The 25,760-nt window shown below is 38.3% G+C and carries 23 protein-coding genes and 1 tRNA gene; 19 read left to right on the top strand and 5 right to left on the bottom strand.

The features are described 5' to 3' along the window. Positions 1 to 48 precede the first annotated feature (48 nt). The 5 genes from UYK_RS0120890 to UYK_RS0120870 all read left to right on the top strand — a co-directional run bounded on the left by UYK_RS0120890 (position 49) and on the right by UYK_RS0120870 (position 4,350). A complete protein-coding gene (locus UYK_RS0120890) occupies positions 49 to 1,359 on the top strand; it encodes a TldD/PmbA family protein (protein ID WP_009756715.1) in 1,311 nt (436 codons plus the stop codon). A 546-nt stretch (positions 1,360 to 1,905) separates the two neighbouring features. Continuing rightward, positions 1,906 to 2,892, top strand: coding sequence for a zinc-dependent alcohol dehydrogenase family protein (locus UYK_RS0120885; RefSeq protein WP_009756714.1), 987 nt, complete (start codon positions 1,906 to 1,908; stop codon positions 2,890 to 2,892). 254 nt (positions 2,893 to 3,146) lie between these two features. Further along, positions 3,147 to 3,446 carry an RNA recognition motif domain-containing protein gene (locus UYK_RS0120880; protein WP_009756713.1) on the top strand — a complete coding sequence of 100 codons (300 nt, stop codon included), beginning with the start codon at positions 3,147 to 3,149 and terminating at the stop codon, positions 3,444 to 3,446. Positions 3,447 to 3,607: 161 nt separating this feature from the next. Further along, complete coding sequence (locus tag UYK_RS0120875) at positions 3,608 to 3,913, top strand: P-II family nitrogen regulator (protein WP_009756712.1); 306 nt, start codon at positions 3,608 to 3,610, stop codon at positions 3,911 to 3,913. A gap of 140 nt (positions 3,914 to 4,053) precedes the next feature. Further along, positions 4,054 to 4,350 carry a hypothetical protein gene (locus UYK_RS0120870; protein ID WP_009756711.1) on the top strand — a complete coding sequence of 99 codons (297 nt, stop codon included), beginning with the start codon at positions 4,054 to 4,056 and terminating at the stop codon, positions 4,348 to 4,350. 159 nt (positions 4,351 to 4,509) lie between these two features. Here UYK_RS0120870 and UYK_RS0120865 read toward each other — a convergent pair whose 3' ends face one another. The 3 genes from UYK_RS0120865 to UYK_RS27700 all read right to left on the bottom strand — a co-directional run bounded on the left by UYK_RS0120865 (position 4,510) and on the right by UYK_RS27700 (position 7,831). Beyond that, on the bottom strand, positions 4,510 to 4,989 hold the full coding sequence (locus UYK_RS0120865; protein WP_009756710.1) for a DUF4383 domain-containing protein: 480 nt from the start codon (positions 4,987 to 4,989) through the stop codon (positions 4,510 to 4,512). A gap of 548 nt (positions 4,990 to 5,537) precedes the next feature. Continuing rightward, positions 5,538 to 7,364, bottom strand: coding sequence for a peptidoglycan D,D-transpeptidase FtsI family protein (locus UYK_RS0120860; RefSeq protein ID WP_016872093.1), 1,827 nt, complete (start codon positions 7,362 to 7,364; stop codon positions 5,538 to 5,540). A gap of 149 nt (positions 7,365 to 7,513) precedes the next feature. Then, complete coding sequence (locus UYK_RS27700) at positions 7,514 to 7,831, bottom strand: hypothetical protein (protein WP_016872092.1); 318 nt, start codon at positions 7,829 to 7,831, stop codon at positions 7,514 to 7,516. 88 nt (positions 7,832 to 7,919) lie between these two features. Here UYK_RS27700 and UYK_RS27695 point away from each other — a divergent pair, with 88 nt between their 5' ends. Beyond that, on the top strand, positions 7,920 to 8,138 hold the full coding sequence (locus tag UYK_RS27695; protein WP_016872091.1) for a hypothetical protein: 219 nt from the start codon (positions 7,920 to 7,922) through the stop codon (positions 8,136 to 8,138). Between the two features lie 412 nt (positions 8,139 to 8,550). Beyond that, entirely contained in the window at positions 8,551 to 8,727 is a 177-nt protein-coding gene (locus UYK_RS26895; protein ID WP_009456456.1) for a hypothetical protein, read from the top strand. Between the two features lie 267 nt (positions 8,728 to 8,994). Here the strand turns inward: UYK_RS26895 and UYK_RS0120845 are convergent, their stop codons facing one another. Further along, positions 8,995 to 9,339: a hypothetical protein gene (locus tag UYK_RS0120845; protein WP_009456453.1), complete on the bottom strand. Its 345-nt coding sequence runs from the start codon at positions 9,337 to 9,339 to the stop codon at positions 8,995 to 8,997. A 335-nt stretch (positions 9,340 to 9,674) separates the two neighbouring features. Continuing rightward, positions 9,675 to 10,991, bottom strand: coding sequence for a serine hydrolase (locus UYK_RS0120840; RefSeq protein WP_009456451.1), 1,317 nt, complete (start codon positions 10,989 to 10,991; stop codon positions 9,675 to 9,677). A gap of 750 nt (positions 10,992 to 11,741) precedes the next feature. Here UYK_RS0120840 and UYK_RS0120835 point away from each other — a divergent pair. The 12 genes from UYK_RS0120835 to UYK_RS0120780 all read left to right on the top strand — a co-directional run bounded on the left by UYK_RS0120835 (position 11,742) and on the right by UYK_RS0120780 (position 25,699). Next, a tRNA-Leu gene (locus UYK_RS0120835) sits at positions 11,742 to 11,825 on the top strand. Between the two features lie 630 nt (positions 11,826 to 12,455). Beyond that, positions 12,456 to 12,659, top strand: coding sequence for a hypothetical protein (locus tag UYK_RS0120830; RefSeq protein ID WP_009456450.1), 204 nt, complete (start codon positions 12,456 to 12,458; stop codon positions 12,657 to 12,659). 512 nt (positions 12,660 to 13,171) lie between these two features. After that, entirely contained in the window at positions 13,172 to 13,987 is an 816-nt protein-coding gene (locus tag UYK_RS0120825) for a WecB/TagA/CpsF family glycosyltransferase (protein WP_009456449.1), read from the top strand. 573 nt (positions 13,988 to 14,560) lie between these two features. Beyond that, a complete protein-coding gene (locus UYK_RS0120820; protein WP_016872090.1) occupies positions 14,561 to 15,340 on the top strand; it encodes an ABC transporter permease in 780 nt (259 codons plus the stop codon). Positions 15,341 to 15,342: 2 nt separating this feature from the next. Further along, positions 15,343 to 16,668, top strand: coding sequence for an ABC transporter ATP-binding protein (locus tag UYK_RS0120815; RefSeq protein WP_009456447.1), 1,326 nt, complete (start codon positions 15,343 to 15,345; stop codon positions 16,666 to 16,668). Positions 16,669 to 16,797: 129 nt separating this feature from the next. After that, a complete protein-coding gene (locus UYK_RS0120810) occupies positions 16,798 to 17,796 on the top strand; it encodes a glycosyltransferase family 2 protein (protein ID WP_009456446.1) in 999 nt (332 codons plus the stop codon). After that, positions 17,787 to 18,776 carry a glycosyltransferase family 2 protein gene (locus UYK_RS0120805; RefSeq protein ID WP_009456445.1) on the top strand — a complete coding sequence of 330 codons (990 nt, stop codon included), beginning with the start codon at positions 17,787 to 17,789 and terminating at the stop codon, positions 18,774 to 18,776. The genes UYK_RS0120810 and UYK_RS0120805 overlap by 10 nt, the downstream gene beginning before the upstream one ends. A gap of 26 nt (positions 18,777 to 18,802) precedes the next feature. After that, positions 18,803 to 20,056, top strand: coding sequence for a glycosyltransferase (locus tag UYK_RS0120800; protein ID WP_009456444.1), 1,254 nt, complete (start codon positions 18,803 to 18,805; stop codon positions 20,054 to 20,056). A gap of 60 nt (positions 20,057 to 20,116) precedes the next feature. Beyond that, the gene (locus UYK_RS0120795) at positions 20,117 to 22,150 is read left to right on the top strand and encodes an HAD family hydrolase (protein ID WP_009456443.1); all 2,034 of its coding nucleotides are present in this window, start codon (positions 20,117 to 20,119) and stop codon (positions 22,148 to 22,150) included. A 69-nt stretch (positions 22,151 to 22,219) separates the two neighbouring features. After that, positions 22,220 to 22,609, top strand: coding sequence for a hypothetical protein (locus UYK_RS0120790; protein ID WP_009456442.1), 390 nt, complete (start codon positions 22,220 to 22,222; stop codon positions 22,607 to 22,609). Next, entirely contained in the window at positions 22,606 to 23,736 is a 1,131-nt protein-coding gene (gene glf / locus UYK_RS0120785; protein WP_009456441.1) for a UDP-galactopyranose mutase, read from the top strand. The genes UYK_RS0120790 and glf overlap by 4 nt, the downstream gene beginning before the upstream one ends. A gap of 121 nt (positions 23,737 to 23,857) precedes the next feature. Further along, complete coding sequence (locus UYK_RS0120780; protein ID WP_009456440.1) at positions 23,858 to 25,699, top strand: glycosyltransferase; 1,842 nt, start codon at positions 23,858 to 23,860, stop codon at positions 25,697 to 25,699. The last annotated feature ends 61 nt before the right edge of the window (positions 25,700 to 25,760 follow it).

Here is a 25,760-nt window from a genome sequence, read left to right as displayed (position 1 = left end):
GCGCCGAGTTCCCCACCTCCCACTCCTAACTCACTGCCAGTACAAATCATGGTGTCTAAAAAGTTACCAAAAGATACACTAGCAGAACAGCTGCTGGAATTAGCCTTAAAATCTGGAGCAGAGACTGCTGAAGTGTATCAGTCGCGATCGCTGTCTCGCCCAGTGTTTTTTCAGGCCAACCGTCTCAAGCAGCTAGAAACTAGCCAAGCTGAAGGTACAGCGTTGAGGCTGTGGCACAATGGGCGTCCGGGACTGGCAGTAGCCTATGGGATTGTGGAACCCCAAGCTTTAGTAGAACGTGCCTTGTCTCTGAGTCGGCTAAATAAACCCGAAGCCTTGGAATTAAACAGTAACTTCCAGCCCTTTTACCCAGACTTAGGGCAAGATGTACCAGTAGAAAAGCTAGTCGAGTGGGGCAAAGAAACGATCGCCCTTATTCGTGACGTTTATCCAGAAGTTATTTGCAATGGCGACTGGGAATGTGATGTGGAAACTACTAGGCTTGTGAATACCACAGGTCTAGATTGCTACTACACCGACACTACTCTCAGTTGCTATATCTCAGCTGAATGGGTACGGGGAGATGATATTTTAAGTGTTTCTGATGGTGAAACCGAACGCGGCAACCTGCAACCGCAAAAACTTGCTCAACAAATTTTACAGCGTCTGGCTTGGGCAAAAGAAAATGTTCCACCACCATCAGGTCGTGTTCCAGTTCTATTTACTTCTAAAGCCGCTGATATGCTTTGGGGTACTGTGCAAGCTGCCTTGAATGCCAAACGTGTCTTGGAAGGGGCTTCCCCTTGGACAGAACGCATTGGTAAGTTAGTAGTTTCTCCCTTCCTTACTCTTTATCAAGATCCCCAAGCGGGACCCTACAGTTGCCCTTTTGACGATGAAGGCACTCCGACTCAACCTATGGTGTTTATCCAAAACGGAGAATTACAAAATTTTTACTGCGATCGCGCCACTGCTAGTCAGCTTGGTACTTTTTCCACAGGTAATGGTTTTCGTCCTGGTTTGGGTAGTTACCCCACCCCTGGTTTATTTAATTTTCTCATTCAACCCGGTTCGGGATCACTCCCAGAATTGATTGAATTACTCGATGATGGCTTAATTGTGGATCAAATGTTGGGTGGTAGTGGCATTTCTGGTGATTTTTCGATCAACGTAGACTTAGGCTACCGTGTCCAAAATGGCCAGGTAATAGGACGCGTAAAGGATACGATGGTTGCAGGTAATGTTTATACTGCACTCAAACAATTAGCGAAACTAGGCAGTGATACTGATTGGAACGGTTCCTGTTATACTCCTTCTTTAATTGTGGAAGGATTATCTACAACTGGTAGAAATAATTGAATTTTTTAAGTCCAAGCGTAGACATTCATGCTAATAGTGATACATTTAAACTTTTAGACTATCAGTCCTTTCCTGTACCAAATCCTCTGATTAGTATATATTCAGAATCATAATTCTTATTTATTCCTACCTTTGTGGTGCTTTCGCACAATATATATTAATGGGCGTTGCTGAATCAAAATATGAATTTACAATTTACGGGTGTGACCAGACGTAGCAATGCCTAGAGACTAGAGACGTAGCAATGCTACGTCTCTACAAAATGTAGACAAACACCATTCATGACTAAATTCAGCAACCCCAAATATTGAATATTTCGTTATCTCTATCATGTCCAACTAATGGCTTATGATATAAAGCTTGGATGTTGAACATTGGGCATGGTGAAAAAATAACTAATGATCACCAATTACCCATTACCCATCACCCATTACCAATTACCGATCCCGACGGATAATATAAGTGTTCAAGCGGACAATGATATCAGTCGTTTATCGCCTTCAGCACTCGCTACATTATAAAGAAATGAGTGAGTAATTATTGCTTATGCGTGCAATGCTGTTAGAAGCGCCCCGTCAACCTCTGCGATTAGTTAACTTACCTGTGCCAAAACCTCATCCTGAACAGGTACTGATTCGCATTCATGCTTGTGCTGTCTGTCGTACAGATTTGCATATTGTAGATGGAGAACTCACACACCCAAAATTACCTTTAATACCCGGACATCAAATTATGGGTATTGTAGAAGCACTAGGAGAACGAGTAGAAAAATTTCATGTGGGCGATCGCGTTGGTGTTCCTTGGTTAGGTTATACTTGCGATCGCTGTCGTTACTGTGTCTCCGGACGGGAAAATCTTTGTGATTATGCCGAATTTACAGGTTACAACTTAGATGGCGGCTATGCTGAGTATACTGTCGCCGACTACCGCTTTTGCTTTGCCATCCCCGAAGGTTATCCCGACTTGCAAGCCGCACCATTGTTATGTGGTGGGTTGATTGGCTACCGTGCCTATAGAATGACTGGCGAGGCTGAAAAACTCGGTTTTTATGGTTTCGGTTCTGCTGCCCATATATTAATTCAACTGGCGCGTTATCAAGGGCGTCAAGTCTTTGCTTTTACTCGTTCTGGCGATACCCAGGGACAAGAATTTGCCCGTCAGTTGGGTGCTGTTTGGGCAGGTGGTTCTGATGAGTTACCCCCAGAACCATTAGATGCAGCAATTATTTTTGCCCCTATAGGTAAATTAGTACCTGCTGCTTTGCGTGCAGTTGCTAAAGGCGGCGTGGTAGTTTGTGCTGGTATTCACATGAGTGATATTCCCGCTTTCCCCTACGAAATTCTTTGGGAAGAAAGAGTTTTGCGTTCTGTTGCTAATTTAACTCGCCAAGACGGAGAAGAATTTCTCGCCTTAGCACCTAAAGTTCCCATTCAGACAGAGGTGAATTTATTTAACTTAAGTGAAGCAAACGAGGCTTTAGACGCCCTTCGCAGTGGTAAAATTGAAGGCTCGGCTGTATTGGTAGTTGATTAGGCGGGTGTAGAAGCAGCAAAAGAACGAGTAGAAGAATTTCATGTGGGTACTTAGCTATAAATAGTTCCTGTAACTTTATATAACGGTTTTTACAAAAATACTTGTGATCATTGCTGACTATGTCATACTAATAGGTGAGAGTTAATTCGGCGACCGCGTTTGTTTTTAGTATTGACGGGCTTTTTCCTTTTGGTATTTACAGACTTTTCTCCGAAACTTAAATCTCTACACCCTTATGATTTCGGAGAAAATCTATGTCAGTTTATGTAGGCAATCTTTCTTATGAAGTTACAGAAGATAGTCTGAATGCAGTTTTTGCAGAATATGGTTCTGTGAAGCGGGTTCAGCTACCTACTGACCGTGAAACAGGTCATGTACGTGGCTTTGGTTTTGTGGAAATGAGTACAGATGCAGAAGAAACCGCTGCAATTGAAGCACTTGATGGTGCTGAGTGGATGGGACGTGACCTTAAAGTTAATAAGGCTAAACCCAAAGAAGATAGAGGTTCCTTTGGTGGTGGTCGCCGAAGCAACGGCGGACGTAACCGCTACTAAGCTTTATCGATTTAGCTTTTGAAGCTGACTCAATATGTAGCACATTAATTGCATTCAGTACTGGCTTAGGCAGAAATGCTTGAGCCTTTTTAATACAGAAGCTGGACTGGGCAGCGAAAATTTAAGCTTTCTCAGCCAAAACCTAATCTCTGGAGTTCTTTATGTCAGACTCAGGCACTCTCTTAGAACCTGCTGTTTTAATCACCATCATTGGTGAAACGGTGCTTAAAGACCGTATTGTTAAACTACTAAAAAGCCATAATGTAAGCGGCTACACCATTAGTCAAGTGCAGGGTGAAGGCGGTCATGGAAGACGCTTGGCAGACTTAGCAGGGTACAACACAAATATTGAAATTAAGACAATAGTTTCATTAGAAGCATCTGATGCGATCCTTTGTGCGTTAAAACAGGAGCAGGGGAAGCACGCCTTAATCGCCTTTCGACACAATATAGAAGCTTTCTATTGATTAACTTTTCTTTCTACGGCAGTTTTTATAGATATGTTGTCTTAGCAAATTTCCAATCATATCAGATAGCTTAAGTGTCATATTCAGGGACATCACACGATAAGTTTTGCTCTAATAACAGATTGCTAGGTATATCAAGAATGGAAACTACTTCAAATATAATTCCAGAGTTTGAAAAATTATTTAGACAAAAATTACAACTAAATAATTGTAAATTGAAGAAAAAAAGGCAAGAAAATAATTATGAAATTACCACTCCTGCTAAAGACATTTTTTTGATGTACTGGTGCGAATTTCCAGAAATTAAATTGATATATCAAGCCGTAGGAATACGCACACCGCAAACTGCCGTTTATGAGCGAGCTATCCGCTCCCATATTAATTCTTGTGTAAGTAGTCTCCAAGAAAGCATCATGATCACTGCCCAAGAAGTCTAGAATTAGCTGGAAGTAAGGCAAGCTGTCTAGCAAGACGCTAAATCAACAAAATTTACAGCCCTTGCTATTCCTTAAATGATTTATTTAGTGTTAATCAGAGTAATCTGTGAACTACCCCACCCTGCTATCCCTGAGGGAGGGGAATTCCGCCGAAATTTGTTAAACATTTTGTGATGCACTAGTACCCGCTACTTTCTTGGGGATCAGCAAGCCATAGTAACCAGCAGCGATCGCAGCTAGGGCATTGAGCCAAACATTGTTACCAAACAGAGGCATTAAGCCAAACATCGTCTTACCAAAGGGCAGTAATCCCATGATGGCGATGATAATATAAGCAACTGCAAAAGTGGCGTTGAAAAGTCGCGCACTGGTGGAACTCGTATAGCAAGCAATTCCTAACAAACCCACTGCACAGCGTACAAGGTTATGCAAAAAATTAGTGGGAAAAAGTCCAAATATGTAACCAAATCCCGCAGAATAGGCCCCAGGAGCGACATCAGGAGGAATATAAGATGCTGTTGTCCCTGGTAATGAAACAAAAGCTGGTATAAATCCAGCCAGGCCTAAAATGAGATAGAGAATTCCGATAGTTAAAGCGCAGTAACGCTCTGTCATTTTTGCTGCGTTAATATTTTCCATTGTATTACCCCTAATTTATGCAATAAACGTGTGGTATGAATCTTTAAATCTCCACCCCAAGACTCTCTTTGGTAAGAGGAGGGAGGTTGTGGAAATAGGTTTTTCTTGGTGTCTTTGTGGTGAAATAAAGAATTTTTGAAACACTAAGACACTAAGACACAAAGAGGAAGATAGTTTTTTGCTCTACCTTGAGCAGGCTAGAGGAGGGAGTTAAGCGTATCTCCTGACGGGGTGACCTGTGTATCGGGGCGCTGTTATACTTTCCATTCAACTCAAATACATTTCATTTATCTCTATCAAAAGGAAGGATTGAAAATTGCCAAAGGGTATTTTTATCTATTGCAAGGGTAGGATTTGAACGGTCACACTCCTCTATTTTCTCTGCTTCAGCCGCTTTGTCACCCCGTCAGGGAGTGGGTATTATGGGAGGTGGGGGAGCCAGTGCGGTTTTGTTGGTTTCCAACAAAGAGCAACTGGCGTGGAGTGTGGGGGGTGTGAGGAGTAGGTAGTGAATAACCACCAACAAACGACAAGCAACCTACCATTGACTATTGTCTAATTGCCTGGCTTGGTGGGAGTTGTTCTATGGTAATTAATGCTTCCATGACTGCTTTGGCAATTGGTGCGGCGACAGTACCACCATATGCGTTTGCACCTTTTGGTTCATCTACTAAGGCTAATACTACATACCTGGGTGCTTCTACTGGTAATATGCCTACAAAGCTGGTTATTCTGGCACCGCTAATATAACCACCTGAACTACTAGCTTTTTGGGCTGTACCAGTTTTACCAGCAATGCGATAACCCGGAATTTGTGATGCTTTGCCACTGCCATCAGCAACAACAGTTTCCATCATTTCTACTACTTGTTGGGCGGTGATGGATGAAAAAATTTGCCGTGGTGCGGGTCTTGTTGGTGTATAGTGCATCTGATTTTTGCTATCAACCAGACCCTTAACTACATGGGGTGTGACTAATTTACCACCATTGGCTAAAGCTCCGTGCATTTGTACTAGTTGCAACGGTGTTAAGGAAAAGCCTTGACCAAAAGAAGTTGTTGCCGGTTCAATCGGTAAGGTAATAAATTTTTCTTGACTTTTGAGTTGACTGGCTACAACGAAGGGTAAATCTGTAGATACAGCTTGTCCTAGTCCCAGTTTTTCTAACCAACCGTAATAAATAGAAGGCTGCAAACGTTGAATAATCTGCACCATGCCGATGTTACTGGAATGTTGGAGAATCTGGGCAATATTGATACGTCCGTAACTTTTGTTCTCAGCATTTTTGATTGTGCGATCGCCTACTTGAATATAACCGGGGTCGTTAAAAGTATCATTGGCTGTAATGACACCATTTTCTAGAGCGATCGCTACATTCAAAGGTTTGAAGGTAGAACCAGGTTCATAAAGATCCGCTACAGTCCAGTTTTTAAACAGCGAAATATCGGCTTTGGAATACTCATTGGGATTGTAGGTAGGCAAAGAAGCTAAGGCTAGTAAAGAACCATCCCAAGCATCCATAATAATCACCGCCCCACGCTTGGCACTATACTTATCCATTTGTTGTTTGAGTGCAGCACGAGCAATTCGTTGCAAGCGGCTATCAATAGTCAATTGTAGTTGTAGATCATCAGAATAGGGAAAACCATCCGGAGCATAATCTGGCATCAAAGAACCGTTACCAGTCCGACTCAAACGTACTGCTTGGACAGAACGTTCTAATAACTTTTCCTGACTATATTCCACACCTGCCTGACCCCGACGATCAAGATTAACATACCCTACTACCTCCGCCACTAAATCTTGTTGTGGATAAAATCGAGAGTATTTTTGAATCAACTCTAAACCATTGAGGCGCAATGCAAAAATGCGATTGGCTATTTCTTCAGGCATTGCCGATGCCAGTAGAATACCACTTTTTTTATTGTCAAATTTATTCTTTAATTCAGTGACGTCCTTATCTACTATTGGGGCTAGTAATTTGGCAATTTCTTGATTAGATTTATTAAATAGTTTGGGATGAGCGTAAACAGTGTACACTGGTCGGTCTATAGCCAGTACAGTTCGATTACGGTCTATTATTTGACGACGAGGTACAAAAGGGCGCAAATTTACCATTTGTTGGTTTCGCGCTTTTTCCTTCAGCTTTGGTCCTTGTACAATTTGTAAATTATACAAATTCATACCTAGCCCCAATCCAGCAGCAACTAATACACCCCAGACTATCAAAAGCCGAGTTTTAATGTTGGGTGTTTGCGGTTGGCTATTAAAATTAAACGAGGGTAAAAACCTTCGTCTTTTTTTTTGACCCTCTCGCTTTGGTGATTCTACCTTCCGAGACTTTCTCAATCTCCTTCTACTGGGGGATTTTTGCATATTTGTTTGTTAGTGGTTAGTTGTTGGTCGTTGGTTGTTGGTGGTTATTTCCTCACTCTCCCCCTTGTCTTCCCTGTCCTCACTCTCTTCAGACTCCTCACTTCCCCATTACTGACTACCCACCAACCACCAACCAATAACTATTGACTTTAATACCCAATTGGTGCAGAGTCTTGCTGTTGTGGTTGAAAGTTGGATTCAGAAGTTGTGGTAGATGGTAACGAGCTAGAATCCTCTGGTGCTGGAGGCAAAAAAATTGCCGATGCGGGGGATGGTGATACCAGTCCTGCTGCTGGCTTTTGTGCTTCCTGAGCCATTTTGTTTTTTAATACTTCGATAGTTGTCGTTAACTGTCGCTCATCGCGCTGTAAGGTTTGCAGTTTGCGATACGACTGACTCCAAAGTTGTTGAGAATATACTGTCCAACCATAAATTACCAGTGTTGTTGCTACCAACACAAACGCCATTATTCCTGAATGACGATGTATTACATACAAGCGTAACAACCACGTCGGAGTTGTTCCTTGTTGGTTTAAATCGGGGATAGGTGTCGAAGTGGATACTGGTATTGTGCCAGACGAGCGCCTGTATCTTCTGGAAGAAACTGGAGGAGATAGGGTTTTGTCTGCGATCATTCCCCTTGCAATGGACTGCTTGAGTGTGGCAGAATTTCTGGTTCTCAAAGAATTTCTCTGGAACCAACTACGCTTTGTAAAAACATCTGATTTGCGAGCAACAGCCATAATTTTTTGGGAAATATATCTTTGCGAGTAGGGACTGGGGATTAGATGGACAGGGGAAGGGGACAAGATATTTTGGATTTCAATCTAAAATCTAAAATTCTTTCCTTATTCTCGATCCTGATGTCCAATCCTCAGTAGTCAATATCGCATCTAAGTATGGCAATGCAAAATAGCAAGAGCAAGAGATTGTCTAAAATCTTCTTTTCTGGTATTGTAGTGTGTTCTATTAAAAATATATAGTTCTAGTGCTGTTATAAATTACAGCTATGTCATCTGTTTAACAATAAAACTACATGCTCTAGTGATAGTATTTAAGATAGGCCAAAGGCAAAAATCATCTTTATAAAGATATGATCTAAAAATTATTAAAATTAAGCAACAAATACGGTATCTTATTCAACAGGCCTAAAATAGTTTTTGCCGCATTTGGTGACAGAGGAGTTATGAAAATAAAAATCTTTGGTTTTGCTCTCTTACTCGGTCTAGCTGCTGCTCTTGGAGCTTGCGAAGGTGGTACTGATACTCCTAACACTACCACTACTACTCCAGGTGAACCCGCTGATACTGGCGCTACTACACCCGCAACCACTACTCCTGCTACTCCTGCTACTACTCCCTAGCTCGTAGTTTCACATTAGTTCATTAAGGGCGTTGACTTCGCTCCTCACTACATCACTACACTGATAATTCATTCTTTGCTGCCAAGAGGATGAAGGATTTGGTTGAGTAAGGCTAAGCTTTAGCTTGCATTACTCAAAATTTTTTGTTTTACTTTGCATCTTAATGAAGTTATAACAAACAAACGATCGCCCACCATAGCCAAAAATGTAGTCTAAAGTAAGGAGGCGATCGCTGTTTACAAAAGCTGGTAGCACTAAACCCCTTGATTACTGAACTGAAATCTGTTGCTCTAAAGCTGGTTGGATTTCGCAAACAAGTTCATAATAAGAGGTGGTTGGAGCGTGAGCAAACAAGTGGCTCATCTTTTTTAAGATATTTTGATAAGCTTCGCTGTAATTAGCTTCCATGTCACCGATATTTTCCCAGAAAATTATTGCGATACCTTTGTCAGTTCCTGGTTGCTGTAAGAGATATGCTTTTTGGAAGCCCTTAGTATACATTGATACAGCCTGTTCATAAAGTTGCTTGGCTTCTTCAAACTTACCTGGTTTAAACTCTCCCGTCGCTACATAAACGTATTGATGTCTGAGAAAATCTTGAAAATCCGTCATTTTTTTCTCCTTTGCGACATAGTAATAGGTCAATAGTCAATAGTGAAAATCTGGACGCTAGCTCTTTCAAGGTGGGTAAAAATTCTCGAAAATCAATTCCTCTATCATTTCTTTCCTCTGCGTTCTCTGCAACTCTACGGTTAAAAAAAATACTTTTAAACCACAGAACACAGAGTTAGCAGAGAAAAAAGAGGTTTTATGAGGGCTAACTCTAGACACTTGACTATTAACTCTGGAATCCTCTGAGGGTTTTCTCTACTTGTTGCAGTTTATAGGTTTGGTGTACCTCGACTTTCCTTTTTTATTTTTTATTTTGAATTTAATATTGATAACTGTTAAAGTTGCTGTGGTGGAGGACTAGATGCGTTAATGGTGTTTTGTTCTATGTAGCTATAGACTAGTCGGGAAACTTGATTAATAAAAGACTTTGCTCTTTTATCACCAAAGGGTCTGCGAACCATAATTCCAGCTAGGTAACGCTTACCTGTGGATGTTTGAATAATACCTGCATCTCCAAGAATAATCCCAAGTGTACCAGTTTTGTGAGCTATCACCGCACCTTTACCAAGACCTGCTGGTAATAAACTTCTGTTTTCTACACGACGCATGATATCCAATGTCTTGGAACGACTTGTATCACTTAACAATTGATTATTAGCTAGCAAAGCACCTAGTCTCACCAAGTCTTTTGCACTAGTTGTATTTGTTCCCTTAAAGTCACCCAATAAATTACGAATAACTGTATTTTGCAGTCCCCAACTCCGAAACCGCTGATTTAATTTCGCCTTACCACCCAAACGATCAATAATCATATTGGTTGCAGTATTGTCACTGATGGTAATCATCTTGGTAGCGGTTTCTAAAACACTCAGTTTAGTTCCTGGGCGTTTGTACTGCAATGTTCCCGAACCTCCAGTCATCAAGTCACGTCGCATGACCAAAGTTTCATTCAGTTTGATTCTACCTGCGTCTACTTCTTCAAACAAAGCCACTAAAATAGGAAATTTAATGGTGCTAGCAGCAGGAAATATCTTTTCTCCATTCAAATCTAGATAGTTACCTGTATCCAAATCTAGAAAGAACATCCCAGGTTGAAGATAGCTGTAGCGAGCCATTAATCCTTTAACTTGAGTATTTAACTGAGATATATCTTTACCTAAACGAATTCCTCCTACAAAGGAAGAAGCATCACCAATCTGGATAGGAAATTGTTCTTCGTTAGACTTGTTATTTGCACTTTGCTCAAATGAATTGTTAGCAGTTACACGTTCAATTGATGAAAAGTTTACTATCCAGTGAGAGGAAGAATCACCTTTTATCAGTAATTTATCGGGAGAAACTGTATAACCTGGTGCTAATTCAATTACCATTCTGGTAGTTTTAGAGTCAACCTGTCCAATCCGAATTTCTTTAATGGCTGACCCAAAACTTTGGCGAACTGTATCACGATTGAGATTAGTTCCAGGTAAATCTAGTACAAGTCTTGTAGGATTTTTAATTAAAAAAGCTCTTGGTTGAACTCCAGAATCAGTAGTTAAATGTAGTTGATTGCGCGCCTGATCAAAGCTCCAAGATTGCAATTGAGCTGCTTTGATTGGAGAAGATAGCAGCACAATACTGACGACGCTAAGTAATAAAAAGCGTAATCTCATCTTCTTATTCATACTAATTTACTTGCACAGATTTTCAGATTTATCTCAGTAGATCCGGAATAAATCTCAGTATTATCCGAAAAATCTAAAAGAGTTAGTAGACTTTTTAGAAATCGAATTAAGACGGTTGAAAAATTAAATAGTTCCTAATATTTTTTGAAGAAATATTTTTAACACCTGCAACGGAAGTTGTCAGATAGCAAAAATTACTATCTTGGTAAATCCTAAGCTAGGTCAAGAGATTCTATTCTGCCGTTTAATTTTGCATAAAAACTGACGATATGAAACTTACGTGAAACTGCTTATGTGTTTGATTAGCATGTAGACATCATACCAGTATTTTTACAATTTTAAAAAATCTTAAAGTTTGGATTATCCCACAACTTTTTTGACAAGCTTCCCATATCACCAAACTTTTAATCCTAAGCCAATCAATAACAGTCGTGAAAGACAAAATCATTGAGTTTTTCAAAAATAGGCGTTGCATAAAATCGGGATGGATTCTTGAACCGTGTTAGACGCGAAGTGCGCGAAGAAGCTAGATTTTTTCGTTTACAACAATTCAAAAACATCCTGCTTTCTCTGCAACACCCAAAAATATAGGATTTGGGTTTGACCAGCCTATTTCAACAATCCCCAAAAAGCTGCTCACGTAAGTATTTGTACCGTTGCACTATCTCAACACAAAAAATAGTGCAAAACTTGTTGCAAAATCAAAAAATATAGTATAATGATGAAGTTGCAAATTAAGGGCGGGTGGCGAAACTGGTAGACGCACCACACTCAAAATGTGGCGAGCTTGCGCTCATAGGAGTTCGATTCTCCTCCTGCCCACTGTCATGGTTACAGTAATAAACTATTGCTAGAGATTTTGTATTAGCTATCTGCAAAGATGGCTTTTGCAAATTTTACCCTATGGACATCTGGCTGTTTTTGCACCCATAGAGTGTCAAGTAATTGACATACCATTCATAAAACATGTCTGAAATTATTTCATGATTCAGATAAATTTGTGATCATATCGTAAAATTCTAGCTTTTTTCCGGGTCATACCTGCAAAATTCTGAATACTGCTTATGGCAGATAACAAAGGTATACCCTTTAACATAATTATATAACTTAAGTAACATTTTACACTTATATCTTGTTACTTAAGTTTCACTGTTTAATTTTTTACTAAGTTAAGAGTTAGCATAAGTAAATTTCTACGTAATAACTACATTCAGGTTATAAATAACTGCTTTTAACTTTTTGACTAGTGATATTTATTACTTCATTTTTTTTGACAAAACAGTGTATTTTTTAGTCTCAAAAATTTACTGATAATTTAACACTTTAGATAACAATGAATTACAATATATATATAGTAGTGAAAGTTGTTACTCTAAGTTATAAAAATGTCGCAACTAAAATCTTTACTTTGTCCAAATATTGGATTTATCGCTAACTCAAAGGACAATCATTATGAGACTAAAAAGATGGGAATCTCCTCGCCGCCAGGGCAGAAATCATAAAGGTAAAGGCGGCTCAGCAAGAAAACGACAACTGAAGAAACAGCAGCAAATGCTAAGGCACAGACTGAAGACAGACAAAGAAACCAATCAAAATAACAATCAGGGAACGGGGGAAGAAAATTTTAGCTTCCCCCTCTTTTTTGGGCTTTTTTAGGATGATAAAAAATAAAGCTGTTAGTTTCACGCTACCAAGTGACAGTTATTTCACTAGCACACTGCTGTTAATCAAGTAGTTAAGTTTTACTTGGCAATAAAAATTACTGATTTAAAGAAATTGCCTATAACGAATATCCATAAGACAGCTAGTGTATCCACCCAATATCAAAATATTGTTGTCATTAGACAAGTAATAGTTTTTACATAAAGAATATATTTCTATTTTATATTTATAAAAAAACATTAAAGCAAATATAAAGAAAACATGAAGTTTACTAAAAAACTACTGACATGGTACGAATGTGGAGTAAGGTAGGATACAGGTGGCTTGATTAAATTATTACCAGGGAAGCAGTAATTTACTGTAAAGACAAATTGCATCTCCATGTGTTAACTGCCTACCGTTTCCTAAATGCCTAAAAAGTCAAAGTTTAGTCTAAGCTTGAGTTTTGACGTATTGGCAATAGTTTTGCGGTTCTTTGATTTTATCTGTGACACAAGGAGTGACTTATGGTAGGAAGAACTTTTCTACCTACTCAGAAAGTACTAGAGTTTCCAATTACTGCCTTACGTTTAGATGAACAAATACAGACGATACTGAGGTGGGCGATCGCGCGCGAGAGCAAGACTGTATGTGTAGCCAATGTGCATATGCTCATGGAAGCTCATTGGAATCCAGAGTTTGCTAGCATATTACAGAACGCAGACTTAGTCACTCCTGACGGAATGCCATTGGTTTGGATGATGAGGCTTCAAGGAGCGCGATACCAAAACCGTGTAGCGGGGATGGATATTTTATTAGAATCATGTCAACTAGCTCAAACACTTGGCGTAAGTGTTTTTTTTGTGGGTTCTCAAACAGAAATTTTGTCTCGGATGAGAAAAAGGCTAGAGAATGAATTCCCGAACTTGAAAGTTGCTGCAATGGAACCCCTACCGTTTCGTCCCTTAACTACTAAAGAAGACGAAGCCCTCATAGAAAAGATCAACGCCAGTGGCGCTGGTATTGTCTTTGTCTCCTTAGGATGTCCCAAACAAGAAAAGTGGATGGAGCAACACCAAGGTAAAATCCAGGCAGTGATGATTGGATTAGGTGGGGTATTTCCGGTATACGCAGGGATTCACAAAAGAGCGCCTCGTATGGTGCGGGATCTAGGTTTTGAATGGTTATATAGATGGATTCAAGAACCCCGCCGCCTTTGGAATCGCTATGTTACAACAATCCCACCCTTTTTATTGTTAGCTTTTAAGCAAATATTGATGTCAAGCTCATTTAGTACTCCATTTCATATCCGCGAACGTTACTTTGGATGGAGGGTTGAGTAAATTAAAGTCTTGTAGTTCTATTAATTAAACGTTGCTCAAACAGATTTAGTTTTGATGGAGGTGATGCAACCAAAAAGCTGAACTAACTTTTGTTGAATTATTCCCACAAAATTATTAGCCAAACAAAAACCATCCTGAGTGGCTAAGTCTATAACAGTATCTAGATCCTGGTTTCTTAACTATTACTATGGCTATCACCACTCACATAACAGGATTGTAAAAAAACTAAGATATCGTAATTGTCATAATTACTAATTGCTGGTAGTCTTTGATCACAAAAATTACAGCTTTAGTAACTAGGATAATTACTAAAAATTAATTAGTCTGCTAGTTTTAGTCTTGTAGAAGAGGTAGCTTAATCTACTGATCAATCAGTATGGCTAGAATAAATTTGAAAAAATTTTGTTCAGCAAGAAAATAAAGTAAACCTTAACACTAATTATGCAACACAGCCAGCATAACTTTAGACGAGATCAAGTCTCAAGCCAGACTCGAAAAGAAATTAAAAATTCGCCTAGAGAAGTGTATCGGCCCGAAAGTCGAATGAGACATCCGCTTCAGTTATTTAGGGCAATGGTATATGACTTGCTGGCATCACGAGAATTAGCTTGGAGGCTATTAGTTCGAGATATTAGCGCGAAATATCGTCAATCTTTTCTAGGAATTTTCTGGGCGATTATTCCTCCTGTCATCATGGCAGCTGGTTTTACCTTTGCTAAAGGTAGCGGCGTTGTCAATCTTGGTAATACAGAATTACCTTATCCTGCTTATGTCATGTTCAGCATGACCTTATGGCAAACTTTTGTCGAAGCATTAAATGGCCCAGTACAAGCAGTAACATCTGCCAAGCCAATGCTGGCAAGAATTAACTTTCCTCGGGAAGCCCTAATTATTGCCAAGTTGGGTGAAGTATTTTTCAACTTTGGCATCAAGCTGATTCTAATTTTTGGTTTATTTCTCTGGTTTAAAATACCAATTACCTGGAGCGTTATATTAGCACCAGTTGCCTTAATCCATCTGGTGTTACTAGGAACATTTATTGGTTTGTTATTAGCACCGATGGGTGCTTTATATCAGGATTTTTCCATGGGACTGACTTTGATTTCTGGACTTTGGTTGTTTCTCACCCCAGTTGTCTATCCAGTTCCCAACAGTGGAGTATTTGGCAGCATTGTAAAGCTAAATCCCGTTACACCTTTATTAGTAACAACACGAGAATTAGCAACAACAGGTGTTATATCTAATCCTCAAGGATTTTGGATTGCAAGTCTGATCGCAATATTAGGATTGCTGCTAGCTTGGATTATCTATCGTTTAGCAATGCCATTTGTAGTTGAGAGGATTAGTTCGTAATCATGATCAGCATCAATGAACAAGATATGACAGCAAAGCCGCAAGATAGTGAGAGTGATATTGTCCTTTCAGTGAATGGAGTTTCTAAAAAGTTTTGTCGGGATTTGAAACGGTCTTTGTTCTATGGTGTTCAAGATATCACCTCTGAACTATTAGGACTACGAGAAAAGAGTGATAAATTACGCCCCAAAGAATTTTGGGCGCTGAACAATGTAAGTTTTCAATTGCGACGAGGAGAAGCACTAGGTTTAGTTGGAAAAAACGGCAGTGGAAAATCAACCCTGCTGCGAATTATCGCAGGTTTGATTAAACCAGATACTGGATTTGTAGAAGTTTACGGTCGCGTCGCACCATTAATTGCACTAGGAGCAGGATTTAATCCAATCTTGACAGGGCGGGAAAATATTTATGCCAATATGTCGATTTTGGGTTTGTCTAAAAAGGAAATTGATGAGCGATTTGATCAAGTTGTAGAGTTTGCAGAAATTGGAGATGCGATTGATGCACCAGTACAAAGTTACAGTTCTGGAATGGCTGCAAGGTTAGGATTTGCCAGCGCCATTCATACTAATCCAGATATTCTTCTGATTGATGAAGTGCTGTCAGTAGGTGATGCTAGGTTTAGAGCAAAGTGTTCGTATAAACTATCTAAGCTTCGCGAACAGGGAACGTCTTTTATATTAGTTGCTCACAATTCATCTGCCATCCTCGCTATATGCGAATCTGCTGTTTACCTTTCTCAAGGCCAGGTGGTGACAAAAGGAGTGGCAGATATAGTAGTCAAAAAATATGAAGAAGATTTATTTTCAAGCGGTGTAGATGTATCAGAAACTGGAATTCTTATTTTGCCAGAAAAAACTGACCAAGATAGTTTAGGTGTGGATATTACCTATCTCTGTTTCAAAAACGAAGATGGGAAAGTTTTGGACGCGCCTCAAACTGGTAATCTAGTTTATTTCTGTGTAGGCTGCAAAGTTCGCCAAAAATTTAAAAATCTTGCTTTGGGTATTGAAATTAGAGATTTGACTCGGGAAGGAGAGATGGTATTGCTAATAGAGAGTCAAAACGAAAGGCAGTCTCTATACCTGAAGAAAGGTAATAATGAAATACAGGTTAAAATGCCATATTGCGGTTTACGTCCTAGCACTTATGATATGCGAATTTACCTGAAAAAAACAGAACCAACTGCTAATCTTGATATAGTCAATTCTTTTAAATTTAGCGTAAAACAACCGGACGAAAAAGTTATTGTTATCAGCAATAATCTATTTTATCAACCGCTACATTGGCATGTAATTGATGATGTTCAAGGATTAGAGACTAAGTGACAAATTCAATACCTATAAGTTGATGATATTAATATTTTTCTGATTTTGAGGTGAGTGACAAATTTCAGACAAATTTCAATTATGTTCAACAAAAATTAATAATGCAAAAGCTTAGAAACAAATAAATCTATGCAAATCTCAGTCATCATTCCTGTATATAATGCGGAAAAATATGTTCGACAAGCTGTAGAATCTGCATTATCTCAACCAGAGGTTGGAGAGGTAATCTTGATAGAAGATGCTTCTTCAGATAAATCTTTCAAGGTATGTCAAGAATTAGCTGATGAATATTCTCTAGTTAAATTATTTTATCATAGTGATCAAAAAAATCATGGTGCAAGTGCAAGTAGAAACGTAGGAATCCAAAAAGCTAATTGTGATTATATTGCATTTTTAGATGCTGACGACTTTTACTTACCAGGACGTTTTAAATCAGCATGTGATCAATTAAATAAATATCCTGAAATAGATGGCGTATATGAGGCAGTTGGAACTTATTTTGAAGATGAAAATAGTAAGAATACATGGATTTCTATTGGTCGTGGCGATAATAAACTAACTACTATTAATGAAATAATTAATCCCGAATTATTATTTGAAACTTTACTCCTTAATAAGGAAGTTGGTTGGTTCCATGCTAATGGATTACTAGTTCGCAGAAGGATTTTTAATTTAACAGGTTATTTCGATGAGAATCTGGAATTTAGCGAAGATATTGTGATGTGGTTCAAAATGGCGGCTGTTGGTAAATTGCTCCCTGGAAGTTTAGACGTACCAGTTGCCATGAGGAGAGTGCATAGTCATAATCATGTGACAAGATTTCATGAGAAATTAGTCTACTACAGTAATTTACCCCGGTGGGAAACATTATTCATATGGGGCTATAAGAACAGATTAGAACCAAGAAAGTTAGCTTTACTTTTTAGTCAATATGCTGACAGTCTCACAAATCAATCTTTAGGGGGAAAAACTGATTTAATACACAAAATTTTTTATAAATTACATAAATTTATTGTAATGATGTTGTTAATCATCAAATATCCAAAAATAATTAAATTAGCTCGGTATTTTTACAGTTTTACAGAAAGAAATTTAATTAAGAAATCGATGAAGCTATTATGGAATTGATAGATAGGAATAATTTTTCGGGAGAACCCCTTGTAAGTGTGGTTATACCAACTTACAATCGCGCAGATTTAATTAGGCACACTTTAAATAGTGCTATCAGGCAATCCTACAAAAATTTAGAGATTATCGTCATTGACGACGGCTCCGTAGACAACACCGAGGAAGTTGTAAAAGCTATTGGTGATTCTAGGATTCGATATATTCGTCTTCCAACCAATAGTGGAGGCTCGGTTGCCCGCAATACTGGTATTGAAAATGCTAGAGGAGAGTATATTGCATTTTTGGATTCAGATGACCTCTGGATACCTGAAAAAATAGAATTGCAACTGGCTTCAATTCAGAAACATCCTAATCCTCAAAAAGTAGTTTGTCATACTCAAATAGTGTTTAGTTTCACAAGAGTATCTAGCTATGATCAACTTGCAATTAACACTGAAACTTTACATATAGTTCCAGAAAAAGGTAAGGGTGAAGTAGAAACTATAGCAGACTATCTGTTTTGCCATCATGGGGAACTTCACACAAGCTCTTTGATGATGCACCGATCGCTTGCTTTAGCTGCTCGTTTTCGTCCAGGCTTAAAAAGACACCAAGACTGGGATTTCTGCTTCAGGCTTGAAGCTCAAGGAGCAATTTTTACCTTCATTAAAAAACCTTTAGTAATTTGGAATGCAGATCCACGCAAAGATCGCATATCGAGAATGCCTGATTATCAAATATCAGTAAACTGGATTCGTGAGTATAAGTCCTCGATATCATCCAGAGCAAGTACAGGTTTTATGCTCACACAAGTACTCCCTTTGTTAATTGAAAGAGGAGAAAAATTATATGCACAGAAAATAATATTAAATGCGTTAATTTATAGATTAATATCCCTAAAGGATTTCAAAAAATTAACATTTTCTGCTTGGAGAATTTGGGGTATGCGAAAACGAGTAAGACTGATGCTCAAAAATATATTTTTTGTGCTAGCTAAATAAATTTAAATAGTAATTATTCTGGATATATGAAAGTAGCTATTATTAGCAAATCTGATAGAAAAGGGGGTGGGGCAAGCAGAGTTGCTGAGGATCTCGCTATTTGGTTAAATGATGCAGGGCATCCAACCGATCATTTTATTGCCTTTAATTTCAAAGAACCTCTTTCATTTCAATACAGCCTTTACGGAGAAGGTCTTAAATTCAGATTATGTAAAACTGTTCATAGAAAAACGAATAAATATGGTTTTCGAGAGTTACTGCCTGTTGAATACTGGGTTAAGGTCAACGCAATTCTCAATGATTACGATATAGTCCATTTTCATGATTTATATACTGCTATATCTCCAGTAACTTTAGCTCTAGCTTCTCGACGCAAACCGACATTTTTCACGGTACATGATTGTTCTGCTTTTACTGGCGGTTGTCTTTATCCAATGGGGTGTGAAAAGTTTGCTAGCTATTGTCACAAATGTCCCCAATTATCTCAAGATGGATGGAAAAATCAGCTACGCGATCGCACACGAGAAGTTCAAGCAATCAAAAGATGGGTTGCGGGAAAATTTAATATTCGCTATATCTTTCCCAGCCACTGGATGCTTCAAGAGGCTCAAAAAGCTCTCAAGTTTCAATCTTTACCTGTGGTTATTCCTAATGGTCTGGATTTAAGTTTTTTCCCGATAGTGAAAAAAGTAGAAGCAAAAACTAGTTTAGGAATTCCAGAAAATCGCCGAGTAGTTGCAATTTCTGCCCATGTTCTTGACGATCCTCGTAAAGGTGTGAAGTATGCGATCGCAGCACTTCAAAGTATAGGTGATTTATCTCCATTTGTAATAGTTGTCGGACTTTGTAACGATGAGTTAAAGCACTCACTCAAGGGACTTGAATACAAAGAGATGGGTTATATTTGCGACCCTCACTTATTAGCAAAAGCCTATTCAGCAGCAGACGTTATGCTTTTTTGTACCCTTGCTGATAACCTACCACTGACTGTTCTAGAAGCAATGGCTGCATCTACTCCAGTCGTTGGTTTTTCTACAGGAGGTGTGCCAGAGATCATCCAAAATGGACACAACGGTATTTTGGTTGAACCTACTAACCAACAAGCCCTAAATCAAGCCTTGCGCCAAGTATTATCAGCTTCTGATTTGGAAGCAATCGGTCAGCAAGCAAGAAGAGATATTGAAAATAAATTTTCAAGAACCGTTTTTCTAGAAAAGCATCTACAACTCTATCAGAATTTTGTGACTAACAATTCTTCAGATCAAAAGAACCTGCAATAAATCCACAAGTCAAGCCTTGTATTTTTTGTTGAATCCTTTAGCAGCATTGGTGAGACTCTGATGAAAAAGATTGTTTACTCCTTTGACGTGTTTGATACATCCATAACCAGAATTTGGGCAAAACCAACAGACCTATTCTGGGAATTAGGTGATCAACTCCGACAAGAAAATTTAATTCAAATGTCACCTGAATCTTGGTCTCACCTGAGAATGGAGGCTGAAAGAATTGTCAGAGAAACAGGGCCTGTTTATGAAGTTAAACTAGACGAAATATATGAATACATCGCTCGTTCCCTAAACTGGTCAACCGCTGAAGTTGAAAGAGCAAAACAAAAAGAAATAGAAATGGAGCTATTGAGTTTGCGTCCAGTACCCGCCATCCAAAAGCGCATTCAGTCGCTCTATCAAGCAAATGAACGAGTAATTTATATTTCCGATATGTATCTGCCGGAAGAAGTTATTCGGAATTTTTTGAAAGAAAACAAAGTGTGGACTCCAGGTAGTACTTTATACGTTTCATCAGAAACAAGAATAAATAAAGGCAGTGGTGAGTTATTTAAATACTGTTTAGCACAAGAAGCAGTCAAGCGATCGCAACTGAAACATGTCGGAGATAACCGACATGCAGACGTAAAAGTTCCCAAAAAACTTGGTATTGCAGTTGAATATTTTACTCAAGCTCACCTGAATCGCTACGAGCAACTAATCACACAAGCAACTCAATTTCCTTTAAAGTTTAGATCCCTACTTGCTGGTGCGAGTAGGCTGACTCGTTTGCAGTCTCAAGAAACAACTCCTCATAAAAAAGTTATTTGGGAGACGACAGCAAGTGCGATCGCTCCAATGTTGTTTGGTTTTGTTTACTGGTGCTTAGTCGAAGCGCAAAAAAGAGGAATTCAAAGACTATATTTTGCTGCTAGAGATGGGCAGATATTACATAAAATTGCTCAGGTAATCTGCCAAAATTGGGGATTTACCATCGATTGTCGCTACTTATATGGTTCTCGTCAAGCATGGCATATGCCTGCTACTCAAGGTATTAGTGAATCCGAATTTGATTGGATTTTGCTTCAGACTGAGGTCCTCACTCAGTTTACATCAATTCGTTCTGTCTGCGATCGGGTTCATATATTACCAGAACAAATTCAAGATGTACTCAGCCGCTATGGTTTCCCAGCCAAAAAATGGGATGTTAATCTTCAGCAGCACGAACGTAAGTTATTGAAGCAGATTTTTACTGAGAAAAAAGTTACTGAACTGATCATCGCCAATGCTGCTCACTATCGTGAGAAAGCTATTGGCTATTTTCATCAAGAAGGTATAGGTGATGGAGTTCCTTTTGCTTTAGTAGATGTTGGCTGGAGTGGAAAAACACAATCATCTTTTAGTAATTTATTGAACATCGCTGGTATTTATCCAGAATCTGGTGTTTATGGTTTTTACTTTGCATTAGAAAACCGGGTTAAACCATTTAAGGATGATAAATTATTTGCTTATTTTTATGATGTAGAGGAAAAACGTAGCGATCGCTATTTTCTCTGCAAGTATAGATGCTTGTTTGAACTTTTCATGTCAGCAGATCATGGCAGCACTAAGTGCTACGATTCACATGATCACAAATATATTCCAGTTCTTCGCCGGCAAAAAAACGAAGAAGCAATTGCTTGGGGGTTATACGTCTTACAAAATGCTGCGGTTGAATTTGCAAAGCAATTCACTACTAATCTAAGCGCGCAAGAATGTACAACTAATCATTTAGTTGAAGCAACTGAAATTTTATCACGAGAATTTGTCTTACATCCTTCCTACCAGGAAGCAAAAGTATTTGGATCCTTCCTGATATCTGGGGATATAACTGAAAATTCTTTCTATGAACTAGCACCAATTTACAGTTTAGTTGATTGGTGGCGGCTGCTGGTTTTGAGCAGACATCCACATGTAGATGCTTGGTTTCCTGCTTCAGTTGCTAGAGCTAATCCGATTATGGGAAGTGTATTTGGAGTCAAAATGGTGAATAAAATTCGCCAAATTAGGAGGAAATTTATCAAACCGAAAGTGACTCATGCAACTGCAAAAGTAAGTCAACCTACTTAATTTTAGCCTTTATTACTGTGATTTTTCTAAACATCAATACTATCCCAACTTCGTTCTAAGGTATCCAGCATGTACGTCAATACAGAGCTGAAACAACAAGAGAATAATCCAAGGTTAGAAACGATTGCGGAGATGGTTCAGTCAGTAGCCAAAAAATATCAGGAAGATACTTTAAAACTACTGGCATTACTACGTTTGCTAGAGAGTTTACATCGAGAAATTCGAGATAGTCTATTTCTGGAATCTTTACCACGCGATCGCCAGACCCTTTACACCCTTTTAAAGAATATTGAAGAGGAAGGTGGTTGGCCATACATTCATCGCCTAAAATTGCAATCTCTCCTAAAAAACTTACCAGAAAATACTTTCAGTGAGTTACACCTTGAAAAAAATACACAATCTTTAGTTGAGTGTGAAACTTCCAAATCTCTTAGTCTCAAGCAAGGAGAAATTTCGTGAAATTCGATTGGTTAATAATAGGAGCTGGATATTCAGCCTGTGTGCTGGCTGAGAGAATTGCCACTCAACTTGCACAAAGAGTTTTAATTGTAGAACGGCGAGACCACATTGGCGGTAATGCCTACGATTACTACAATGAACATGGCATTTTAGTACATAAATACGGTCCCCATATTTTTCACACCAAATCTAAAAAAGTTTGGGATTATCTTTCACAATTTACAGAGTGGAGACATTACTATCATCACGTACTCGGAGTGTTAGAAGGAAAAAAAGTTCCTATCCCTTTTAATCTCAATTCCCTCTACGCCCTTTTTCCTCCAAAATATGCAGAAAAATTAGAAAACTTGCTTCTAGAAAACTTTGGTTTTGGAGTCAAAGTACCCATTCTCAAACTACGTGAAAGTGCTAGTGGAGACCTGACTTTCTTAGCTGATTACATCTATGAAAATGTCTTCCTCCGCTACACAATGAAGCAGTGGGGAGTCAAACCAGAAGAACTTGATCGGGGAGTTACAGGACGTGTTCCAGTCTACATCAGTCGGGATAATCGTTATTTTCAAGACCCCTATCAAGCTATGCCCAAGCTTGGCTATACTGAAATGTTTCGTCGGATGTTGGCTCATCCTAACATTAAGGTACTGCTAAACACAGATTACCGCGAAATTATCAACGACGTTCAATTCAATCGAATCATTTGCACTGGTCCGATTGATACATTCTTCGATTATATGTATGGTGAATTGCCATACCGTAGCATACATTTTGAGTTTCAGACATTAGACCAGGAATGGTATCAAGAAGTGGGAACGGTCAATTACCCCAACGACTACGATATCACCCGCATTACCGAACAGAAATATTTATCAGGGCAAACCTCACCTAAAACTACCTTGGTGATGGAATATCCTCAAGCTTATATACCAGGAAAGAATGATCCTTATTATCCCATTCTCAATGAAGAAAATCGCGATCGCCTTGACCTTTACCTGAAAGAAGTAGAGAAACTCAATGGAACAGTAATTTTTGCAGGAAGGCTTGCAGATTATAAGTACTACGATATGGATCAAGCTGTATTGCGTGCGCTAGGTCTATTTGAGAAAGAGATAGCCAATTCCAGAGTTTAGGAATGGTAAATAAGCTCGGAGAAAAATAGTAGATTTCTATTGTATAGAAATTAGAAATTGATTCCATCAAAAGTCTGCATCTACCAAAACAATATTTAAGTATATAAACACTCAATAAAAGATGACCGTAGTCAACAGAATTAAATTTCCCTCGACATCTGAAACCTCTAGCTTGTACATAAAATGTTCCGGAGGTGCATATCTCAATTCATGTACAGAACACCAAGATATTGTTTTCACTCAAAATAGTGTTTTGTCTTTAAATACCTATTTTAATTCGTTTTTTGAGAAATTCTATGCCAAGTATACCCAGATATCCTCTTTATATTATTTATTAACTCTTGAGGGTAACTTTCAGATTGATCTTTATAGAGAGTATCCTCATCAAGAGACTAGAGAGTTGATACATACAGAAAGTTTTGATAAATGCCAACTATCTGAACCTGTGAAAATTTCACTACCAGATTCTTGGCAGAGTGAAGATGCAGGTAGAGTTTATCTTGAAATTACTTGTTTAGGTGAGCATGGCTTATTTACAGAGGGTGTAATTGCAACTGATCAACCAAAGAGTAAAGAAGTTTCCTTGGGCATTGTTATTTGCACTTTTAAAAAAGAAACATACGTAAAAAACACAGTTAATACTATCTTAAAAGACAGTTTGCTACAAAGTAAAAACTTTAAGGTTTTTGTTGTTGATAATGGTAGTACCTTAAAAAAAGATGAGTTTGATAGCCGAAAAGTGCAATTAATACCAAATAGGAATCTAGGCGGTGCGGGAGGATTTACTCGCGGCTTAATTCAAGCTCTGCATGAAAATTACACACATTTTTTATTGATGGATGATGATGTAGAACTAGACAGCGAATCTATCTATAGACTTTTCCCTTTGTATGAATATGCAACTCAAGATTTTGCAATCTCTGGAGCAATGCTAGACTTGTATAAAAAATGTATAGTACATGAGGCAGGAGGGCTATCTGGGGTAAACTTAGGCACTAATAAAAGTTCTGTAGCTTCTCCTTTTGGACATATCTCTTTGAAGCATAATATTAATCTTGAAAAAAATAGCATTAACCTCTTTTTGTCAGAGGAAAGTCCAGACTACGGAGCCTTTTGGTTTTTCGGTTTTCCTAAGCAAATAGTAGAAAAAATTGGATTACCTATGCCCTATTTTATTAGGGGCGATGATATGGAGTTTGGTTTAAGAATAAAAAAATTTATTGGTAATTCAATAATAGCTTTTCCTGGTATAGCCATTTGGCATGAACCTTTCTATACAAAAAATCATACATGGGTTACTTATTATCTAATTCGTAATCAGCTAGTTACTCATTCTTTGCATAGTTCTTTGCAATATTTAGAGGCAGTAAATTTTATAACTAGGATCTTACTTCATAAACTATTTATATTTGATTATAACTCAGCAGAAATGGTAATCAAGGGATTTGAAGATTATATAAAAGGGCCAAAGATAATTAAAAATAGTGATCCAGAAAATCTGCATAAAAACATTGTAGAACTAAGCAAAAAATATAAAAATCAAACCATTGAATATGGTGATAATCAAGTTTATAAACAACCGAAAAAACAAAAAAATAATGTTAATTTTTACCAGCAATTATTTCGTTTGCTAACTTTAAATGGTCATCTATATCCCAATTCATTAATTTCCAATCAGGACGCACTATTATGGATAGGCTCGGATTATACAGACAGATGGGATAAGGCATTTGCGAAACAAAGAGTTATCATTGTTCGAGAAGGAAACAACTCCATTGAAAAGAATGAATTGAGCCACGCAAGTGGTATCAAAGTTTTCATGAGATGGTTACAAACTATTATAAAGAGTTATCTTAAATGGCATTTCATACAAGCAGAATGGAGAAGTTCTTTTCAAGATTTAACCTCTATTGAGTTTTGGCAAGAATATCTCAAGCTGAATGAGACCAAGTTACATTCATAAGATGTTACTTCACTCCTCTGACGCAGGAAAAAAAGGGAGAGCGGAAGGCATGGTGAGGTTT

Origin of the sequence: Fischerella thermalis PCC 7521 (genome assembly GCF_000317225.1) — a bacterium.
Taxonomy (GTDB): Bacteria; Cyanobacteriota; Cyanobacteriia; order Cyanobacteriales; family Nostocaceae; genus Fischerella; species Fischerella thermalis.
Note: the sequence above shows the minus strand (reverse complement) of the source record. Positions and strands in the feature narration are given on the sequence as shown.

What these genes read in the sequence shown, in the direction of transcription:
- UYK_RS0120790 (WP_009456442.1), top strand. Translation starts at nt 22,220, where the DNA reads ATGTACGTCAATACAGAGCTGAAACAACAAGAGAATAATCCAAGGTTA.
- UYK_RS0120795 (WP_009456443.1), top strand. Translation starts at nt 20,117, where the DNA reads ATGAAAAAGATTGTTTACTCCTTTGACGTGTTTGATACATCCATAACC.
- UYK_RS0120870 (WP_009756711.1), top strand. Translation starts at nt 4,054, where the DNA reads ATGGAAACTACTTCAAATATAATTCCAGAGTTTGAAAAATTATTTAGA.
- UYK_RS0120885 (WP_009756714.1), top strand. Translation starts at nt 1,906, where the DNA reads ATGCGTGCAATGCTGTTAGAAGCGCCCCGTCAACCTCTGCGATTAGTT.
- UYK_RS0120890 (WP_009756715.1), top strand. Translation starts at nt 49, where the DNA reads ATGGTGTCTAAAAAGTTACCAAAAGATACACTAGCAGAACAGCTGCTG.
- UYK_RS26895 (WP_009456456.1), top strand. Translation starts at nt 8,551, where the DNA reads ATGAAAATAAAAATCTTTGGTTTTGCTCTCTTACTCGGTCTAGCTGCT.
- UYK_RS0120830 (WP_009456450.1), top strand. Translation starts at nt 12,456, where the DNA reads ATGAGACTAAAAAGATGGGAATCTCCTCGCCGCCAGGGCAGAAATCAT.
- UYK_RS0120845 (WP_009456453.1), bottom strand. Translation starts at nt 9,339, where the DNA reads ATGACGGATTTTCAAGATTTTCTCAGACATCAATACGTTTATGTAGCG.
- UYK_RS0120825 (WP_009456449.1), top strand. Translation starts at nt 13,172, where the DNA reads ATGGTAGGAAGAACTTTTCTACCTACTCAGAAAGTACTAGAGTTTCCA.
- UYK_RS0120875 (WP_009756712.1), top strand. Translation starts at nt 3,608, where the DNA reads ATGTCAGACTCAGGCACTCTCTTAGAACCTGCTGTTTTAATCACCATC.
- UYK_RS0120810 (WP_009456446.1), top strand. Translation starts at nt 16,798, where the DNA reads ATGCAAATCTCAGTCATCATTCCTGTATATAATGCGGAAAAATATGTT.
- UYK_RS27700 (WP_016872092.1), bottom strand. Translation starts at nt 7,831, where the DNA reads ATGGCGTTTGTGTTGGTAGCAACAACACTGGTAATTTATGGTTGGACA.
- UYK_RS0120780 (WP_009456440.1), top strand. Translation starts at nt 23,858, where the DNA reads ATGACCGTAGTCAACAGAATTAAATTTCCCTCGACATCTGAAACCTCT.
- UYK_RS0120880 (WP_009756713.1), top strand. Translation starts at nt 3,147, where the DNA reads ATGTCAGTTTATGTAGGCAATCTTTCTTATGAAGTTACAGAAGATAGT.
- UYK_RS0120840 (WP_009456451.1), bottom strand. Translation starts at nt 10,991, where the DNA reads ATGAGATTACGCTTTTTATTACTTAGCGTCGTCAGTATTGTGCTGCTA.
- UYK_RS0120800 (WP_009456444.1), top strand. Translation starts at nt 18,803, where the DNA reads ATGAAAGTAGCTATTATTAGCAAATCTGATAGAAAAGGGGGTGGGGCA.
- UYK_RS0120815 (WP_009456447.1), top strand. Translation starts at nt 15,343, where the DNA reads ATGATCAGCATCAATGAACAAGATATGACAGCAAAGCCGCAAGATAGT.
- UYK_RS0120860 (WP_016872093.1), bottom strand. Translation starts at nt 7,364, where the DNA reads ATGCAAAAATCCCCCAGTAGAAGGAGATTGAGAAAGTCTCGGAAGGTA.
- UYK_RS0120820 (WP_016872090.1), top strand. Translation starts at nt 14,561, where the DNA reads ATGGTATATGACTTGCTGGCATCACGAGAATTAGCTTGGAGGCTATTA.
- UYK_RS0120805 (WP_009456445.1), top strand. Translation starts at nt 17,787, where the DNA reads ATGGAATTGATAGATAGGAATAATTTTTCGGGAGAACCCCTTGTAAGT.
- UYK_RS0120865 (WP_009756710.1), bottom strand. Translation starts at nt 4,989, where the DNA reads ATGGAAAATATTAACGCAGCAAAAATGACAGAGCGTTACTGCGCTTTA.